The 17091-nt window shown below is 61.3% G+C and carries 14 protein-coding genes and 1 other annotated feature; of the genes, 4 read left to right on the plus strand and 10 right to left on the minus strand.

Features of this window, described 5'->3' with window-relative positions:
* Position 1 precedes the first annotated feature (1 nt).
* The 3 genes from rplA (at position 2) to rplL (ending at position 2059) form a co-directional block, all read left to right on the plus strand.
* Entirely contained in the window at positions 2 to 694 is a 693-nt protein-coding gene (gene rplA / locus ACOMDU_RS04615; protein ID WP_421129265.1) for a 50S ribosomal protein L1, read from the plus strand.
* 244 nt (positions 695 to 938) lie between these two features.
* Positions 939 to 1068 (plus strand) — a sequence feature (ribosomal protein L10 leader region).
* Between the two features lie 34 nt (positions 1069 to 1102).
* Entirely contained in the window at positions 1103 to 1612 is a 510-nt protein-coding gene (rplJ, locus tag ACOMDU_RS04620; protein ID WP_022135570.1) for a 50S ribosomal protein L10, read from the plus strand.
* 75 nt (positions 1613 to 1687) lie between these two features.
* The gene (gene rplL, locus ACOMDU_RS04625; protein ID WP_421129266.1) at positions 1688 to 2059 is read left to right on the plus strand and encodes a 50S ribosomal protein L7/L12; all 372 of its coding nucleotides are present in this window, start codon (positions 1688 to 1690) and stop codon (positions 2057 to 2059) included.
* Between the two features lie 114 nt (positions 2060 to 2173).
* On the opposite strand, the gene hypB is transcribed toward rplL, so the two are convergent.
* From hypB to ACOMDU_RS04640, 3 genes are read right to left on the minus strand one after another with little or no spacing between them, the layout of a single operon-like run.
* Positions 2174 to 2842: a hydrogenase nickel incorporation protein HypB gene (hypB, locus tag ACOMDU_RS04630; protein ID WP_421129267.1), complete on the minus strand. Its 669-nt coding sequence runs from the start codon at positions 2840 to 2842 to the stop codon at positions 2174 to 2176.
* 1 nt (position 2843) lies between these two features.
* A complete protein-coding gene (locus ACOMDU_RS04635; RefSeq protein ID WP_421129268.1) occupies positions 2844 to 3188 on the minus strand; it encodes a hydrogenase maturation nickel metallochaperone HypA in 345 nt (114 codons plus the stop codon).
* Between the two features lies 1 nt (position 3189).
* Positions 3190 to 5880: an FAD-dependent oxidoreductase gene (locus ACOMDU_RS04640; RefSeq protein WP_421129283.1), complete on the minus strand. Its 2691-nt coding sequence runs from the start codon at positions 5878 to 5880 to the stop codon at positions 3190 to 3192.
* 315 nt (positions 5881 to 6195) lie between these two features.
* On the opposite strand from ACOMDU_RS04640, the gene ACOMDU_RS04645 reads away from it, so the two are divergent.
* Positions 6196 to 6894 (plus strand): FadR/GntR family transcriptional regulator, encoded by a 699-nt coding sequence (locus tag ACOMDU_RS04645; RefSeq protein ID WP_421129269.1) that lies wholly within the window; start codon positions 6196 to 6198, stop codon positions 6892 to 6894.
* Between the two features lie 90 nt (positions 6895 to 6984).
* Here ACOMDU_RS04645 and ACOMDU_RS04650 read toward each other — a convergent pair whose 3' ends face one another.
* From ACOMDU_RS04650 to ACOMDU_RS04680, 7 genes are all read right to left on the minus strand, one after another.
* Positions 6985 to 8043, minus strand: coding sequence for a TPM domain-containing protein (locus ACOMDU_RS04650; protein WP_421129270.1), 1059 nt, complete (start codon positions 8041 to 8043; stop codon positions 6985 to 6987).
* A 156-nt stretch (positions 8044 to 8199) separates the two neighbouring features.
* On the minus strand, positions 8200 to 9375 hold the full coding sequence (locus tag ACOMDU_RS04655) for a toxic anion resistance protein (protein WP_421129271.1): 1176 nt from the start codon (positions 9373 to 9375) through the stop codon (positions 8200 to 8202).
* Between the two features lie 50 nt (positions 9376 to 9425).
* Positions 9426 to 10208: a 5-bromo-4-chloroindolyl phosphate hydrolysis family protein gene (locus tag ACOMDU_RS04660; protein WP_421129272.1), complete on the minus strand. Its 783-nt coding sequence runs from the start codon at positions 10206 to 10208 to the stop codon at positions 9426 to 9428.
* A gap of 102 nt (positions 10209 to 10310) precedes the next feature.
* Complete coding sequence (locus tag ACOMDU_RS04665; protein WP_421129273.1) at positions 10311 to 11000, minus strand: helix-turn-helix transcriptional regulator; 690 nt, start codon at positions 10998 to 11000, stop codon at positions 10311 to 10313.
* Between the two features lie 43 nt (positions 11001 to 11043).
* Positions 11044 to 12777, minus strand: a complete 1734-nt coding sequence (locus tag ACOMDU_RS04670) for a class I adenylate-forming enzyme family protein (protein WP_421129274.1) — start codon at positions 12775 to 12777, stop codon at positions 11044 to 11046.
* Entirely contained in the window at positions 12770 to 13645 is an 876-nt protein-coding gene (locus ACOMDU_RS04675; RefSeq protein WP_421129275.1) for a hypothetical protein, read from the minus strand. The genes ACOMDU_RS04670 and ACOMDU_RS04675 overlap by 8 nt, the downstream gene beginning before the upstream one ends.
* Before the next feature lie 210 nt (positions 13646 to 13855).
* Entirely contained in the window at positions 13856 to 15739 is a 1884-nt protein-coding gene (locus tag ACOMDU_RS04680) for a heavy metal translocating P-type ATPase (RefSeq protein WP_421129276.1), read from the minus strand.
* Positions 15740 to 17091 lie beyond the last annotated feature (1352 nt).

Consider the following 17091-nt stretch of genomic DNA (forward strand, 5'->3'; position numbering starts at 1 on the left):
AATGTTTAGAGGTAAGAAATATCAAGAGAGCGCCAAGCAGATCGACAAGGCTACGCTGTATGATCCCAAGGAGGGTCTGGAGCTGATCTGCAAGACCGCTTCCGCCAAGTTCGACGAGACCGTGGAGCTGCACGTCAAGCTGGGCGTGGACTCCCGTCACGCTGACCAGCAGGTCCGCGGCGCCATCGTGCTGCCCAACGGCATCGGCAAGTCCGTCCGCGTCCTGGTGTTCGCCAAGGGCGACAAGGCCGAGGCTGCCAAGGCCGCCGGCGCCGACTACGTGGGCGAGATGGACCTGGTGGAGAAGATCCAGAAGGAAAACTGGTTCGACTTCGACGTGGTCGTCGCCACCCCCGACATGATGGGTGTTGTGGGTCGTCTGGGTAAGGTCCTGGGCCCCAAGGGTCTGATGCCCTCTCCCAAGTCCGGCACCGTGACTCCCGACGCCGCCAAGGCCGTTCAGGAGGCGAAGGCCGGTAAGGTCGAGTATCGTCTGGACAAGACCAACATCATCCACTGCCCCATCGGCAAGGTGTCCTTCGGCGCTGACAAGCTGTTTGAGAACTATTCCGCCCTCATCGGCGCCATCATCAAGGCCAAGCCCGCCGCTGCCAAGGGCCAGTATATCAAGTCCTGCGTGGCCGCTTCCACCATGGGTCCCGGCGTGAAGATGAACGCCAACAAGCAGCTGTAATTTTGTGAGGGCACCGCGATACCGACTCCACCGCACAGCTCACCGGCAGATTTCCCGCCGGCCTGCGTTGAAGCCTCTTGAAATACACAAAGTATTCCTGCGAGGCTTCGCCTTGCCCAGCGAAAAATCTGCGCGGAGATCTGAACGGCGGCTCGGTATCTTGGTACCCGGGGCGCTTTCAGGAAGTGTCCTGAAAATGCCGGAAAATTGTTATCTTTGGCTTGACAAGCTGTGAAGCCTTGGATATAATATTGGTTGCGTTCCAAAGACAGCAGGTGGCGAAAGCCGTAAGCCCTGCCGAGGATGGCAAGTCATTTTGATTGCTTTTACCGTCCTCATGTCCTTTGGCATGAGGACGGTTTCCTTTTTTGAACGCACCGACAATTCTAACGGAGGTGAAATCAAAGAATGCCCAACGCAAAGGTTCTGTCTGAAAAGCAGGCGATCGTGGCGGCGCTGACCGAAAAGCTGCAGAATTCCGCAGCCGGTGTCATCGTTGATTACAAGGGCATCACCGTGGCAGAGGATACCGAGCTGCGCGCGGAGTGCCGTAAGAACAACATTGAGTACGCTGTCATCAAGAACACCCTGCTGCGTTTCGCTTTCAACAACTGCGGTCTGAACGAACTGGACGATCAGCTCAACGGTACCACTTCTCTGGCTATCTGTGTTGACGATCCCGTCGCCCCGGCCCGTGTGATGGCGGACTACGCAAAGAAGCTGAAGGACAAGTTCGAGATCAAGGGCGGTTTCATGGAGGGCAAGGTCGTCTCCATGGAGACCGTGAACGCGCTGGCGTCCATTCCCGCCCTGCCCGTGCTGCAGGCGCAGGTCCTGGGCACCATGCTGGCCCCTATTTCCGGTCTGGCTTGCGTGCTGAAGCAGATCGCCGAGAAGAACGGCGCTGCCGCCGAGTAATTCGGCCCCCTTTCCATCGCAGGCACAGGGCCTGCACAACATCAATTTAAATCTTACAAATAGGAGGCTATCACAATGTCTGAGAAGATTACTGCTATGATCGAAGAGATCAAGGGTTTGACCGTTCTGGAGCTGTCCGAGCTGGTGCACGCTCTGGAGGAGGAGTTCGGCGTTTCCGCCGCCGCTATGGCTGCTCCCGCTGCCGGCGCTGCTGCTCCCGCCGCTGAGGAGAAGACCGAGTTCGACGTGGTCCTGGCTGGCTTCGACGCTGCCCAGAAGATCAAGGTCATCAAGGTCGTCCGCGAGATCACCGGTCTGGGCCTGGCCGAGGCCAAGGCTGCCGTCGAGGGCGTGCCCCACACCCTGAAGGAAGGCCTGTCCAAGGACGATGCCGAGGCTATGAAGAAGCAGGTCGAAGAGGCCGGCGGCAAGGTCGAGCTGAAGTAAGTTCTTTTGCAAGCAAAAAACAGCCACCCGATAGGGTGGCTGTTTTTTCGCGGCCGGAACAGCCAGCTTTTCCCGCTTTACAAAGCCCCGCGGCGAAAGCCGCGGGGCCTTTTGTCATGCCTGCCAATCCTTCACCTGCTTACGCAGCCAGTCGCACCAGGCGTCCATACCCTCGCCGGTCTTGGCCGATACCGGGAAGATCTCCAGTTTCGGATTGCGCCGGTGAGCGTATTCGATCACCTTCTCCATGTCGAAGTCGAAATAGGGCAGCACATCGGTTTTATTGATGAGCAGCACATCGCACACGGTGAAGATCAGGGGGTACTTCAGGGGCTTGTCATGCCCTTCCGGTACGGAGAGGATCATGGCGTTCTTCACCGCGCCGGTGTCGAACTCCGCAGGACACACCAGATTCCCCACATTTTCCAGCACCACCAGGTCCAGATCGTCCGTGCCGATCTCCCGCAGGCCCTGTTCCGTCATACCCGCGTCCAGGTGGCACATCCCACCGGTGTGCAGCTGGATAGACCGTACCCCGGCGCCGGCAATAGCGGCGGCATCCACGTCCGAGTCGATGTCCGCCTCCATCACGCCCATCCGCAGCTCGTCCTTCAGCGCCTCGATGGTCCGCAGCAGCGTTGTGGTCTTGCCGCTGCCGGGGGAGGACATCAGGTTCAGCAGGAACGTTCCCTTTTGCTTCAGCGCCTCCCGTACCCGTGCCGCCTCCCGGTCGTTGTCGGCAAACACGCTCTCTTTTACTTCGATGATCTTATAGGTATCCATACTACGCACCCTCTATCTCTTTAATGCTGATCTCACTGCCCCGCAGCAGCCAGGTATCCCCGCTGCCGCAGTGGGGGCAGACCCGCCCGTGGGCCACAGTGGGGTAGTCCGCACCGCAGTCGCCGCAGTGTGTCACGGCGGGCAGCGTGTCGATGTGCAGCTGCGCGCCCCGCAGCAGGTCGGATCTCTGCACGGCCCAGTCCCAGCAGCTGACAAGCTCCCTTGGGATGGCGCCGCACACCTCGCCCAGCTCCAGCGTTACGCCCACCACGCGGGTCAGGTCATTCTCCGCGCCCACGCGCTCCACGGTCTTGATCACGTGGAAAACAATGCCCAGCTCGTGCATATCACTTGGCCGCTTTCTTGGCCCTGCGCTCCGCCTTCTTGATCTTGATGTTCCGCTTGATCATGTAGGGCAGAATGGCCTTCATCTTGTCCTCACAGGCGTACATGGTGCTGCACTCCGGGCGCTCCCGGTGCAGGTGGATGGCGTCAAAGGCGCACTTGGTGGTGCACACACCGCAGCCGATGCACTTGTTGGGGTCCACGATGCTGGCGCCGCAGCCCAGGCATCGGGCTGTCTCCGCCTTCACCTGCTCGGCGGTGAAGGCCACGCGCTCGTCCCGGAAGGTCTTACGCAGGGCGTCGTTGTAGCCGATGCGCTGGCGCGGCGTGTTGTCGTAGCTGTCCACGGCGATCAGCGCGTTTTTCTTGTCCAGCTCGATGAACTGCCGGCGGTCGCGGCCGATGGTCAGCGCGGCGCCCTGCACATAGCGGTGCAGGCTGATCGCGCCCTGCTTGCCGGCGGCAATGGCATCGATGGCGAACTTCTGGCCGGTATAGGCGTCGCCGCCCACGAAGATGTCCGGTTCAGCCGTCTGATAGGTGACGGGATCGGCCTTGGCGGTACCGTTGGGGTTGAATTCCACCTGGGTGCCCGCGAGAAGCGTCTTCCATTCCGCCTTCTGGCCGATGCAGTACAGCACCGTGCCGCAGGGGGCCATCTGCACGGTGTTCTCATCGTACACCGGCGCGAAGCGCCCGCTTTCGTCCTTAACGCTCAGGCACTTGACAAAGGCGATGTTGGCGGCCTTGCCGTTCTCGGTCTGGACCTCCTTGGGACCCCATCCGGCGTAAATGGCGATACCCTCGCGCTCGCACTCGCTTCGGTCCTCCTCGCCCATAGGCATCTCCTCATAGCCCTCCAGGCAGTACAGGCTCACGCTCTCCGCGCCGCAGCGCACGGCGGTGCGGGCTACGTCGGCCGCGATGTTGCCGCCGCCGATGACCACCACCCGGCCCTTCAGCGCCTTTTCGTCCCGCAGATGCACGCCGCGGATGAAGTCGATACCGGAGATCACGTTTTCCGCGTCACCGCCGGGAACGGCCAGGGTGCCGCCGTGCTGCAATCCGACGGCTACATAGAAGCCCTTGTAGCCCTCCTCACGGAGCTGGGCAATGGTGATGTCCTTACCCACCTCCACGCCGCAGCGGAACTCCACGCCCAGCGCGCGCAGCACGTCGATCTCCGCCTCCACCACGTCCTTTTCCAACCGGAAAGAGGGGATAGCGTTCATCAGCATACCGCCGGGACGGCTCTCCTTTTCAAACACAGTGGGGCGATAGCCCTTTTCCGCCAGATAGTAGGCGCAGCTCATGCCGGCGGGGCCTCCACCGATGATGGCGATCTTTTCGCTGAATTCGCCGTCCACCTTGGGAATGACCTTCTCCGGGATGAAGCGCGTCTCCGCGTCCAGATCCTGCTGGGCGATAAAGCGCTTTACCTCGTCGATGGCCACGGCCTCGTCCACGGTGCCGCGGGTGCAGGCATCCTCGCACCGGCGGTTGCAGATGCGGCCGCACACGGCGGGGAAGGGGTTTTCTCGCTTGATGAGCTGCAAAGCCTCTCGGTACTTGCCCTGTGCCGCCAGCTTCAGATAGCCCTGCACGGCGATGTGGGCGGGGCAAGCGGTCTTGCAGGGTGCGGTGCCGGTGTCGTAGCAGTTGATGCGGTTGCGGTCCCGATAGTCGATGCTCCACTTCTCCGGGCCCCACTTCACCTCGTCGGGCAGCTCGGCCCGGGGATACTCGATATAGCCATCCTTGGTGCAGAGCTTTTGACCCAGCTTCACCGCGCCGGCAGGACAGTTCTCTACACAGCGGCCGCAGGCCACGCACTTCTCCGTCTCCACCGCGGCCACATAGGCGCTGCGGGACATATTGGGCGTGTTGAACATCTGGCTGGTCCGCAGGGCGTTGCACACGTTGACGTTGCAGTTGCAGATACCAAAGATCTTCTGCTCGCCGTCGATGTTGGTGATCTGGTGGACGAAGCCGTTGTCCTCCGCCTGCTTGAATATGGCCATCGCCTCGTCATAGGTGATGTACTCGCCCCGCTGTGTCTCCACCACATAGTCAGCCATGTCGCCCACGGCGATGCACCAGTTCTCCACATCGTCGCCGCAGCCCTCGCCCAGCTTGTCGCGGCTGGCGCGGCAGGAGCACATACTCTTGGCGTACTTGCCTTCATACTTGTGCAGCCAGTAGGAGATCTTCTCCAGCCCGATGGCCTCCTGCTCCGTCTCGATGGCCTTCTCCACCGGGATCACGTGCATACCGATGCCCGCGCCTCCGGGGGGCACCATCGGCGTGATCTTCTCCAGGGGCAGCATGGTCATGCGCTCAAAGAACGCCGCCACCTCCGGGTGCCCGTCGATCTGGCTCCGCCGCATATTCAAAAACTCGGCGCTGCCGGGCACGAACAGGGGCAGGATGTACCGCTTCTCGTGGTTCGGGTTTTTGCCGTCCAGGTTCTCCCAGTTGTACTCAATGAGACCCAGCCAGGCCATCTCGTCCAGCAGCTTCTGCAGGGGCTCGCGTTCCATCTTCGTCAGCTTCATCAGCTGCTCGATGGTCTTGGGCTTGCGGACGCCCATTTTCAGTGCCACGTCCGCCATCTCATCGGTCACCAGCGCATCCAGCCCCCAGTATTCGGGGTCGTCAGCGGTGGCCTTCAGGCCAATGCGGTTGGTGATCATGCTGCCCAGCTTCAGGATCTTCTCCCGGGGCGGCCGGTCGGGACAGGGGATCTTGAACGAGAGCTTTTCCTCGTCCAGGGGGAAGCTGGTAGGCTTGCTGCCGTTGATGTCGCGCATCGTCTCTCTCCTCCGTTATCTGCTGCTCTGACCAGAGATATTTTTCTCTCATAGGGGAGCAGCGTTGTGATTTTAAGCTCTATTATACCTATAATACCAACTTTTCTGCCAATATCCTATTGACTTTTCCGCCAAAGGTGTGATAACTTTTTATATGGTCCTGGTCGGACCAGAAAAGAAAGCAAAGGAGCATGAGCTATGGCCTTTCGTGAGATCGTCGCCCCCACCGTCAAGGAGCTGTTCATCCAGCAGCTGGAGGGCATGATCCTCTCCGGCGAGCTGCGCCCGGGGGATCGGCTGCCCACTGAGCGTGAGCTGGCGGATGAAATGAAGATCAGCAAGACCGTGGTCCATGAGGGATTGCGGGAGCTGCATCGTCTCGGCTTTCTGGACATCGCCTCCCGCCGCGGCGTCACCGTGGCAGACTACGCCCAGACCGGCAGCCTGGAAACGCTGCGGGCCATCATGGATTTCCATGGCGGTCTCCCGGATGCCAAAACGGCGGGCAGTATCCTTCAGCTGCGCTATTATCTGGAGGGCCCCGCCATGGAGGAGCTGGCTGCGCGGCACACACCGGCAGACATGGCAGCGCTGCAGGCCTTACAGCGCCAGGCGGAGCAGGCGGCGCAGGAGGGGACGGATGCGCTGGCCGAGGCCCTGTTCCGCTACCACCGGGGCATCACCTTTCTCAGCGGCAACACCATCACACCGCTGCTGTTCAACGCCTTTACCCGGGTGAACCTGGAGTTCTGGAAGGAGTATATCCAGCTTACCGGCATCGACCGCTGTCTGGAACGGCTGGCCCAATTCACCGCCCATATCGAGGCGGGGGAGGGACAGGCCGCCTCGTCCCTGCTGCGGCAGGGCCTGGAGCAGTTCATCACCCAGGTGCGGTAGCTTCCGTCAGCTCTTCGGAGTAGACACCCCCGGTCGAAGGCCCCGCAGCGCAAAAACACCCGGCCGTCAGGCCGGGTGTTTTTACTATGCTTATCGACGCTTGCCGCCGCCGAAACCGCCGCCGCCAAAGCCTCCGCCTCGGGAGCTTCCCCCGCGGGAACCGCCGCCGAAGCCGCCGCCGCTGAACCCGCTGCCGCCGCTGGGACGACTGGGCCGGCTGGGCCGGGGCGCGCTGGGTCTCGGACCGCCGCCGGGCCGGTTATTGGGCCGGGGCGGTCGCGGTGCGCCGGGCCTCGGGCCGCCGCCCATGGGAGGCCGGGGACCACCGCCGTAGGGCGGTCGCGGTCCTCCGCCGTGGGGCGGACGTGGGGGTCGGGGTGCTCTGGGAGGCCGGGGCGGCGCGTAGCGTCTGCCCCAGAAAATGGGATAGTACACCGGACGCACCACATTCACCGGTGCGCCCACGATATACCGCCGGCGATAGCGGCTGTACCGCATAGCATCCAGCACCATCCACACCACGAAGATACCGACGATCAGCACCACCACGCTGCCGATGGACGTGCCGCCGCTGCTGGCCGCCGGTGCCGCCGGGGCGTACCAGCCGCTGTCATTGCTGTCGCCGCCGTCCAGCTTCGCCTGGGCGTAGAACACGTCCGCCTGCCGGAAGAAGGCTGTCACGGCACTGTCGAAGTCGCCGCTGTAATAGGTGGTCTCAATGGCCTGCCGCAGCTGATTTTGCTGGGTGTCGGTCATGGTGTAGCCCACATTGTCGCCGCAGTAGACCTGCCAGTCGCCGTCCTTCACCAGCAGCAGTATCATGTCGTTGCGTCCCAGCCCCCACTTCTCGCCCAGGTTGGCGGCGTAATCCTCCGCGTCCCAGCCGGTCAGATGGTCGATGCTGGCCACCGCCGTAATGGCGTAATACTTGCTGTTCCAGCTGTCGTTGTAGTCCCGGATCAGCTGCTCCGTCTGTCCGTTCAGCAGACCGGCCTCGTCACAGATCCAGTCCTGGTACTGCACGTCCAGCAGCTCCGTGGGCTTCTTGGCGATAAAGCCGTCCTTGCGGCTCTGCCCGATGAACACCGCGCCGGCGATGGCCAGCGCCAGTACCACCAGTGCCACGCCGCGTTTTTTGAAAAATTCCATGTAGTTTCCTCCTTTGGAGGGAGATGTTTGTCAGAGGTCTTCTTGCATTGGAGGAGCGCCGCAGGGTAGGGGCGGGCAGAGTCGTCCGCCCCTACGAATGGCAGCGCTTCGCGCTGAGGGACGTCGGGGACGCCGTCCCCTACGAACAGGCTGTGGTTATCCCCGCAGCTCCATCAGCTTCTGCTTCAGCTCACCCTCGATCTTACCCAGCTCGACTTCGGCCTCCTTGCGCTTGGCCGCGCCCTCCTTCTGGATGTTCAGCACCTCGTCCAGGGTGGAGATCAGCTGCTGGTTGGTGTGCTGCAGCGTCTCGATGTCGATGATGGAGCGCTCGGCCTCCTTCGCGGTGGCGATGGTGCCCATCTTCAGCGTATCAGCATTCTTCTTCAGCAGATCGTTGGTCATCTCGGTGACGGCATTCTGCGCGGCGGTAGCCTGACGGCTGTGCTCCATGCCCAGCGCCAGCACCATCTGGCTCTTCCACAGGGGGATGGTGTTCACCAGGGAGGACTGGATCTTCTCGATCATCAGTGTGTCGTTGTTCTGCAAAAGCCGGGTCTGGGGGCCCATCTGCACGGATACCATGCGGGTCAGCTCCAGATCGTGCAGCTTCTTCTCAAAGCGGTTGCACAGGTTCACCAGGTCGTTGTAGGCCTGGGCGTCCTCGGCCAGACCCGTCTGCTCCGCCTTCTTCCGCAGCGCCTCCAGCTCCGTGGAGCGCACCTCGGTCAGGCGCTTCTTGCCGGCCAGGATGTACATGGTCAGCTCCTTGTAGTACTTCAGGTTCAGCTCATACATCTGGTCGAACATGGCCACGTCCTTCAGCAGCGTGATCTGATGGTTCTCCAGATTTTGGGCGATCTTGTCCACATTGGCCTCGACCTTGCTGTACTGGGCCTTCATGGTCTCCAGCTTGTTGCTGGCCTTCTTGAACAGGCCGAACAGCCCCTTCTTCTCGTCCTCCTCACCAAAGCCCTTCAGTTCCACCACCAGGCGGCTCAGATCCTCGCCGATCTCGCCCATGTCCTTGCTGCGGACGTTGTTCAGCGCGTTCTCAGAGAAGGACGCCACACTCTTCTGTGCCGCGGCGCCGTACTGCAGCACCTGGTTGGTGTCGCGGATGTCGATCTTGTGGGAGAAGGCCTCCACCGCCTGCTTTTCCTCCTCGGTCAGCAGCTTGTCGTCCATCTCCACCGGCTCGATCTTCTTTTCCTCCTCCTTGGGGACCTCCGGGGCCTCCGGCGTCAGCGTCAGGGAGGGCACCTCCACTGCGGCGGCAGCGGCGGTATCGTCAGGGGTCAGGGTCAGCTCGGGCATCATGTTATCGGTCATGGCGGTTGTTTCCTTTCTGTTATATTCTCACAAAATTATACACATTGTTCTCACAGCTCCAGCGTAATGCCGTTCCCGGCGTCCACGCTGTCCTCCGCCCGGGGCGGCTGTGTCTGCGCGTCCCCGGCATTGCGGATATCCAACTCCGGCTGGGGGTCGGCCACCGGGTTTTCCTGGGCCGCCTGGTGCACGGCGTCGCCGCCGGTCAGACCCTCCCGTGCCATCATGTTGTCCAGTACCGTGATGTCCGTGGATATATCCATGGCCTGGTCGCCGAACAGACTGTCCAGCTGCTTTTCGAACGCCAGCACGATGGTGGCCATCATGCCCTCTACCTTCTCCATGGTGCCGGTGATGTTCTGGCCGGACACGCCCTGACGGCTCAGCTCGTCGTAGCTGCGGAGCAGCTTCAGCGTGGTGGGCAGGTAGTAGGACATGAATTTCCGGATCTGCGGCAGCTTCTCCGGGTGCGCCTTCACATAGTCGAATATCTTGCCGCTGACCTCCTCCAGCCGGTCGATCTGGCCGGAGATAGTCTCATCCTGTATGCGGGCGTTCAGCGCCCGCATGGCCTTGATGGCCGCGTCGCCCTCGGCGATGGCCTTGTCCAGGTCCACATTGCCGGTGCTCACCGGCTCCTCCGGTACCTCCACGGTCTCGGTCACATCCCGGCAGAACATCCGGGCGATCAGTGCCACAACGGCGGAAGCCGCCGCCGCCAGCAGGAAGTGCCCCACCTGATACAGCGGAAACAGCAGTGCGTACAGCACCCACGTTACCGCCGCGGCGTAGATGGGTGCGGCTGATTTATGGACGATGGTCTCTGTTTTCAATCCTGTCGCCTCCAGTCCTTGTTTGTGACTATATATTATATAGCATTTCTGTTTTCCGGTCAATGTTTGAAAGGAAAAAAGGGCGCCCGCGGGCGCCCTTTTTCACTTGTTGTTCAGCTTGCCCAGATACCGGTAAATGCTGGCCTCGCTGCTGTGCAGCGTCTGCGCCACATGACTCACGGATCCCTTCAGCAGGAACACGCCCTTGCGGTTCAGAATGTCCATGATCTCCATCTTCTCGTCCTGGGTCAGCCGGTCCACCTCCACCGGATAGTTGGCCACCACCTGGGATACGATGCTGGCGGTGGCGCCGGCAATGGACGTGGGATAGCCGCTGCGTACCGGTGTCTCCACCGGGTCGTTGCCGTCGGCGATGAGCCGCGTGCCGCTGGGTACGCCCCGCTTCACGCCGCCGCCGCACAGCTCCATGACCCTGCGGCTCAGTTCCTCATACCGGCTGGCATCGAAGTTGATGCACAGCAGGCCGGACAGCTCCCCGTGCCGTCCCTTGATGAACATGGAGTTGGAGCACATGGTCTTGCCCGTGGCGGACACGGACTCAAAGTTCAGCACATAGTTCTGCGTCTCGTACAGGTTCCCAGCCACGAACTCCAGCATTTTGTTGCTGAGAGGGGAGCCGATGTGCCGTCCGGTCAGCTCTCCGTTGGCGATGGCGATGATCCGGTTGGAGTCGTCCTCCAGCTCGTGCAGGGCGATCTCATAGTCAGGGCCCAGCACGTGGCCCAGAAAGTCTACGATCAGTGTGTATTGCCGTATCAGCTCCACTTCCATGGCAGGCAGTCTCCTTTTCTGTTTTATGCGGTGGGGAGGGTGCTCACGCCTCCGGCTGCGCTGCCTGGGCGGCGATCCTCGCCTTCTCCTCGTCCTCCAGCACCCGGTAGGCCACCTTGCCCACCAGGGTCTTGGGCAGCTCGTCCCGGAACTCGATGTCGTAGGGCATGGCGTACTTGGCCACGTGCTTGCGGCAGTAGCTCAGCAGCTCCTGCTTGGTGGCCTCGCTGGCGGGCACGCCGGGCTTGAGCATCACGAAGGCCTTGACCTTCTGCATCTTATAGGGATCGGGCACGCCGATGATGCAGCTCATCTGCACGTCCTCATGGGCGTCCAGAATGTTCTCCAGCTGGCCGGGATAGACGTTGTAACCGGAGGTGATGATCATCCGCTTGGCGCGGCCCTTGAAGTAGATGAAGCCCTGGTCGTCCATGGTGCCCAGGTCGCCGGTGTACACCCAGGTCAGGCCATCGTCGTGCGTCCGCAGGGTGCGGGCCGTCTCCTCGGGGTTGTTCATGTACTCCTTCATGACGGTGGGGCCCGCCAGCAGGATCTCGCCCTCGGTGCCGTAGGGCACCTCCTTGTCGGTGTCCGGCTCCACGATCTTGATATAGGTGTCGGGGAAGGGCAGGCCGATGGAGCCCTCCTTGTAGATGTTGGTGGGCGTCAGGCAGCAGGCCGTCACCGTCTCGGTGGTGCCGTAGCCCTCGCGGACCTGTATGACCGCGTGGTGGTCGTACAGGAACTTGTCAAACTTCTTCTTCAGCTCGATAGACAGGCTGTCGCCGCCGGAGAACACGCCCTTCAGACTGCTCAGGTCCGCGCCGTCCATGCTGGGCAGGCGCAGCAGCGCCTCATACAGCGTGGGCACGCCGGCGATAAAGTTGCACTTGTACTTCACGATCTGCTTGGCATAGCTCTTGGCGGTGAACCGTGGGATGAGGATGCACCGTCCGCCCTGGCTCAGCATGGAGTGCACGCACACGCCCAGACCGAAGCCGTGGAACAGGGGCATGGCCGCCAGCATCCGGTCGCCGGGCCGGAACATGGGGTTGGTGGCGATGATCTGCTGGCCCAGTGCGTTGAAGTTGCCGTTGGTCAGCACGATGCCCTTTGTGGTGCCGGTGGTGCCGCCGGAGTACAGAATGACCGCGGGATCGTTGTAGCCTCGCTCCACCCGGTAGTTCTTGTAGAAGCAGTACCGGGACATATCCATAAATTCCTTCCACCGGATGACCGGCGCATCCTCGGGGATCTTCTGGATCTTCCGCCCCTCGGTGAGCATATAGCCCGCCCGGATGGTGCGGCTCAGCGCGTCCTTTACGGAGGCGATGATGATGTTGATGATGCCGGTGTTCTGCCGGATGTGCTCGAACTTGTCGTAGAACTGATCCAGGGTGATGGCCGTGGTGGACTCGGAGGCGTTCAGATAGAACTCGATCTCCTTCTCCGCCGACAGGGGGTGGATCATGTTGGCGATGCCGCCCACCAGGTTCACCGCGTAGAACATATAGATGGCCTGGGGGCAGTTGGGCATGGCGATGGTCACCTTGTCGCCGGGCCGCACGCCCAGGGTCTTCAGGCTCTTGGCGCACTTCTCGATCTCCTGCACCATCTTTTTATAGGTGGTGGACTTGCCCATGAAATCAAAGGCGATGTTGTTGGGATACAGCTCGGCCATGCGCTCCACGGCCTCGAACATACTGCCCTGGAAATAATCCAGGTGCATGGGCACATCGCCCATATAGTCCTTCCACGGGGTCTTTACTTCACTCATATTGTACCTCCTCGCTCATGGGCTTTTCCAGCTCCTCCGGGTGTGTCAGCAGATACTCCAGCAGCCGCACAGACTTGGAGTAGTAATAGCCGTCCGCCAACCGCTCGTCAATGGTCAGTCCCAGCTCCAGCGTCTCCCGCATGGTCACGGTGCCGTCCTCGTTGATAAACGGGGACTTCTTTTTCTCGCCGATGATGCAGAACAGCGAGCAGGTGCCCCAGTTGGTCAGGTGGTGGTATCCGCACTTCAGCTTGATGGACCCCAGGTTCGAGATGACCACAGAGCTGTAATAGGGGTCGGTGGCGATGAGGTCGGACGGCACCCAGCCGTGGCGATCCAGAAACATCAGGAACCGCACGATGGCCTTTCCCATCCACCGGGGCATCTTATTGAACATATCCATGCCCGCGGTGGAGGCATCCACCTTCTCGCTGCGGCACTCCGTCACCTGCCGGCGGATGTAGTCATGTACCTCCGTCACCGTGTCCGTCTCCTTTCCGTGCAGGAAGGCCAGCGCCTCCGCGCCCTTGTCGGAAAACTGCTTCTTCACCACGAACGCGGCGGACACCTCGTTCCGCTGATAGAAATTGCTGTTCACAATAAAGCGGTTCAGCTTCGGCCGCAGGGTGATGGTCTTCTCCAGCGCCGCCACCACGATGTGGAACATGGTGTAGGGAAAGTCCTTCTCCTCCTCGTTCTTCCTGGCCAGATACGCGTTCATGGCGGTCAGGTCCACCTTCACGGAGATATACGCCTCATTATCGCACCGGTTTGGGTAGATGATGCCGGTGATGAAGTGCAGGGAATCCAGCTCCCGCAGCAGCCGGCCGTCCTTCCGGTCTCCCCGCCGTCTCTTATAGGTCTCCATATGTTTCTCCTATGCAACTAATATAAATGCGAAAGTTTTACAAGCATATCTAATATGCCATATTATGTTGACAACATAAATCAACATCTTCTACCCGCACATTATACCAGCCTCCCCCCGAAAATGCTACCCCCATTTTCACACTTTACGCAATTCATACAAAAATGTTAGGCGCTAAAAAGGACCGGCGAGAGCCGGTCCTTTTTTCACTCACAGATTTTTCACCCGCAGGGCCCGTATGGCGTTCAGCACCGCCAGCACCATCACGCCCACGTCGGCGAAGATGGCCGCCCACATATTGGCCGCGCCGATGGCCACCAGCACCAGGCAGGCGAACTTCACCGCCAGCGCGAACACGATGTTCTGATACACGATGCCGATGCACTTCCGGGAGATGTGGATGGCTTTGGCGATCTGCATGGGCTCGTCGTCCATCAGCACCACGTCCGCCGCCTCGATGGCCGCATCGCTGCCCATGGCGCCCATGGCGATGCCGATATCCGCCCGGCTCAGCACCGGCGCGTCGTTGATGCCGTCGCCCACGAAGGCCAGCTTGGCCTTCCCGCGCTGGTCGCCCAGCAGCTGCTCCACCTGCGCCACCTTGTCCCCGGGCAGCAGCTCGCTGTGTACCTCGTCCACGCCCAGCTCCGCCGCCACCGCGTCCGCCACCTTCTTGGCGTCGCCGGTAAGCATGACGGTCTTTTCCACGCCCGCCTTATGCAGCGCGGCGATGGCCGCCTTGGCGTTGGGCTTCACCACGTCGGAGATCACGATGTGCCCCGCGTACTGCCCGTCCACCGCCATGTGGATGATGGTCCCCACGCTGTGGCAGTCGTGATAGGGAATACCCAGCTGGACCATCAGCTTGCTGTTGCCGGCGGCCACCGTGTGGCCGTCCACCACGGCGGTGACGCCGTGGCCGCTGCTCTCCTGGATGTCCGTCACACGGCTGCGGTCGATGGCCTTGCCGTAGGCTTTCTGCAGGCTCTTGCTGATGGGATGGGAGGAGGCGCACTCCGCCAGCGCCGCGTATTCCAGCAGCTTCTGCTCGTCCATGTCGCTGTGGTGTACCGCCGTCACCTCGAACACACCCTTGGTCAGCGTGCCGGTCTTGTCGAACACCACCGTCTTTACCTGGGACAGCGTCTCCAGATAGTTGGAGCCCTTGATCAGGATGCCCTCATGGCTGGCACCGCCGATACCGGCGAAGAAGCTCAGGGGAATGCTGACCACCAGCGCGCACGGGCAGCTGGTCACCAGGAACGTCAGCGCACGGTATACCCACTGCTCCCACTGGCCGTCCATGCCGCCCACCAGCCGGATCACCGGCGGGATAATAGCCAGCGCCAGCGCGCTGTAGCATACCACCGGCGTGTAAATGCGGGCGAACTTGGCGATAAAGTCCTCGCTGCGGGACTTGCGGGAGCTGGAGTTCTCCACCAGCTCCAGGATCTTGGATACCGTGGACTCGCCAAAGGCCTTGGTGGTCCTGATCTTCAGCACGCCGGTCATGTTGATGCAGCCGCTGATAACCTCGTCGCCCTCCCGGGCGTCCCGGGGCAGGCTCTCGCCGGTCAGGGCGCTGGTGTTCAGGGTGGAGCTGCCCTCGGTGACGACGCCGTCGATGGGCACCTTCTCGCCCGGCTGTACCACGATGACGGTGCCGATGGCCACCTCGTCCGGGTCCACCTGTACCAGCTGGCCGTCCTGCTCAATGTTGGCGTAGTCCGGACGGATGTCCATCAGCGCGCTGATGTTCTTCCGGCTCTTGCCCACCGCGTAGCTCTGGAACAGCTCGCCGATCTGATAGAACAGCATCACGGCGATGGCCTCGTTGTAGTCGCCGCTTTTCTCATAGATGGCCAGCGCGAACGCGCCCACCGTGGCCACGGCCATCAGGAAGTTCTCGTCGAACACCCGCCCGTTGACGATGCCCTGCCCGGCCTTTTTCAGAATGTCGTAGCCGATGACCAGATACGCTGTCAGATATAGCGCCAGCCGCAGCCACCCCGTCACCGGGATAATATACAGCGCGACCAGCATCGCCGCCGTGATGAGTATGCGTATGAGCATTTTCTTTTGTTTTTTCGTCATAGCGTTTCTCCTTTCCTGTATCCGCACCGCCGTCCCGCCCGCAGCCGGTTGCCTTCCCCCTTGATGGGTCGCGGTGTTGAATGACACACCTCCGTTAGCCTTCCCCTTGAGGGGGTCCGCGGTGTGAGTGGCGCACCCTCAAGCCTTCCCCTTGAGGGGTTCGCGGTGTTGAATGATGCACCCCTCAAGCCTTCCCCTTGAGGGGAAGGTGGCGCGCAGCGCCGGATGAGGTGTAGCCGCGCAGCGGCGTAAGCGCATTATTTTTCTCCGACGGGGATAGTTTCGCGCCCCGGCGCGAGCTACTTTTGTCTGCGGTGACAAAAGTAGCCAAAAGCACCGCTTAGACCTGCGGTCTAAGAACCCCTCGCGCGCTATACTCAGTTGTGATTTCCCGCGTATTCTCGCGGGCATAACCTTTCGTCGTCGTTATCGGATAAAAGGACTGTGCCTGTGTTCACCGGCGCGGAGGCTGACGCGGCCGCTTGCCTCAGCCACGGTAGCCGTGTTTCGCTCCTACCGCCATCCCCCAAAGCCTTCCCCTCGAGTGGCGCACCCCCCCAAGCCTTCCCCTTAAGGGCTTCGCGCCGTTGAATGACACGCCGGTGGCGTGTCAGATCCGCGAACCGACCGACCCGCAGGGAGACAGGTGCCCCCATACCCCCGGCGGCGTTAGCCGCCACCTACCCATTGCGGTGCTTCGCGCCGCAATGGGCGCGATTTGATAATCGCCACTCGACCAGCGCACCAACCCCTACCCTCACTGCTGTCAGCGGCAGCGGCGCAAGAGGTACAAGCGATCCCTGAACCGACAATGTTACCCACTGCACTTCATGCGCGAGTGCATACCGCCAAATCTGCATGACCCACAGCGCGCCAAGGGGTCCTTAGACCGTAGGTCTAAGCGACTTTCTTTCCCACATTTCTTTCTTCGCAGAAAGAAATGTNCGCCAAGGGGTCCTTAGACCGTAGGTCTAAGCGACTTTCTTTCCCACATTTCTTTCTTCGCAGAAAGAAATGTGGCCGCCGGAGGCCGCCTCCCCGTCAGGGGGAAACCGACTCGCCGCCGCAGCGGCGCAACCGCATTATTTGTCTCCGACGGGGATAGTTTCGCGCCCCGGCGCGAGCTACTTTTGTCTGCGGTGACAAAAGTAGCCAAAAGCACCGCTTAGACCTACGGTCTAAGAACCCCTCAGCGCGCTATGCCTGTTCACTGCCACCCGCGCTTTCCCTCACGTAACCGGCGTTTTCCTGATCGTTGTCGTTCCCCCGACTGTGCCAGCACAGCTTTCCGCTGCCGCTGCCTGCTACTACGGCAAAAATTATTCGTTCTGCCGTGTCGCAGGCTAAGAAAT

Source organism: Vescimonas sanitatis, from assembly GCF_049060325.1.
Lineage (GTDB): Bacteria > Bacillota > Clostridia > Oscillospirales > Oscillospiraceae > Vescimonas > Vescimonas sanitatis.

Coding starts and splice junctions, on each gene's coding strand:
- ACOMDU_RS04665 (WP_421129273.1), bottom strand. CDS start 11,000: ATGGAAGTGGAGCTGATACGGCAATACACACTGATCGTAGACTTTCTG.
- ACOMDU_RS04675 (WP_421129275.1), bottom strand. CDS start 13,645: ATGGAGACCTATAAGAGACGGCGGGGAGACCGGAAGGACGGCCGGCTG.
- ACOMDU_RS04640 (WP_421129283.1), bottom strand. CDS start 5,880: ATGATCACCAACCGCATTGGCCTGAAGGCCACCGCTGACGACCCCGAA.
- ACOMDU_RS04655 (WP_421129271.1), bottom strand. CDS start 9,375: ATGACCGATAACATGATGCCCGAGCTGACCCTGACCCCTGACGATACC.
- rplA (WP_421129265.1), top strand. CDS start 2: ATGTTTAGAGGTAAGAAATATCAAGAGAGCGCCAAGCAGATCGACAAG.
- ACOMDU_RS04680 (WP_421129276.1), bottom strand. CDS start 15,739: ATGACGAAAAAACAAAAGAAAATGCTCATACGCATACTCATCACGGCG.
- ACOMDU_RS04635 (WP_421129268.1), bottom strand. CDS start 3,188: ATGCACGAGCTGGGCATTGTTTTCCACGTGATCAAGACCGTGGAGCGC.
- rplL (WP_421129266.1), top strand. CDS start 1,688: ATGTCTGAGAAGATTACTGCTATGATCGAAGAGATCAAGGGTTTGACC.
- ACOMDU_RS04645 (WP_421129269.1), top strand. CDS start 6,196: ATGGCCTTTCGTGAGATCGTCGCCCCCACCGTCAAGGAGCTGTTCATC.
- hypB (WP_421129267.1), bottom strand. CDS start 2,842: ATGGATACCTATAAGATCATCGAAGTAAAAGAGAGCGTGTTTGCCGAC.
- ACOMDU_RS04650 (WP_421129270.1), bottom strand. CDS start 8,043: ATGGAATTTTTCAAAAAACGCGGCGTGGCACTGGTGGTACTGGCGCTG.
- rplJ (WP_022135570.1), top strand. CDS start 1,103: ATGCCCAACGCAAAGGTTCTGTCTGAAAAGCAGGCGATCGTGGCGGCG.
- ACOMDU_RS04670 (WP_421129274.1), bottom strand. CDS start 12,777: ATGAGTGAAGTAAAGACCCCGTGGAAGGACTATATGGGCGATGTGCCC.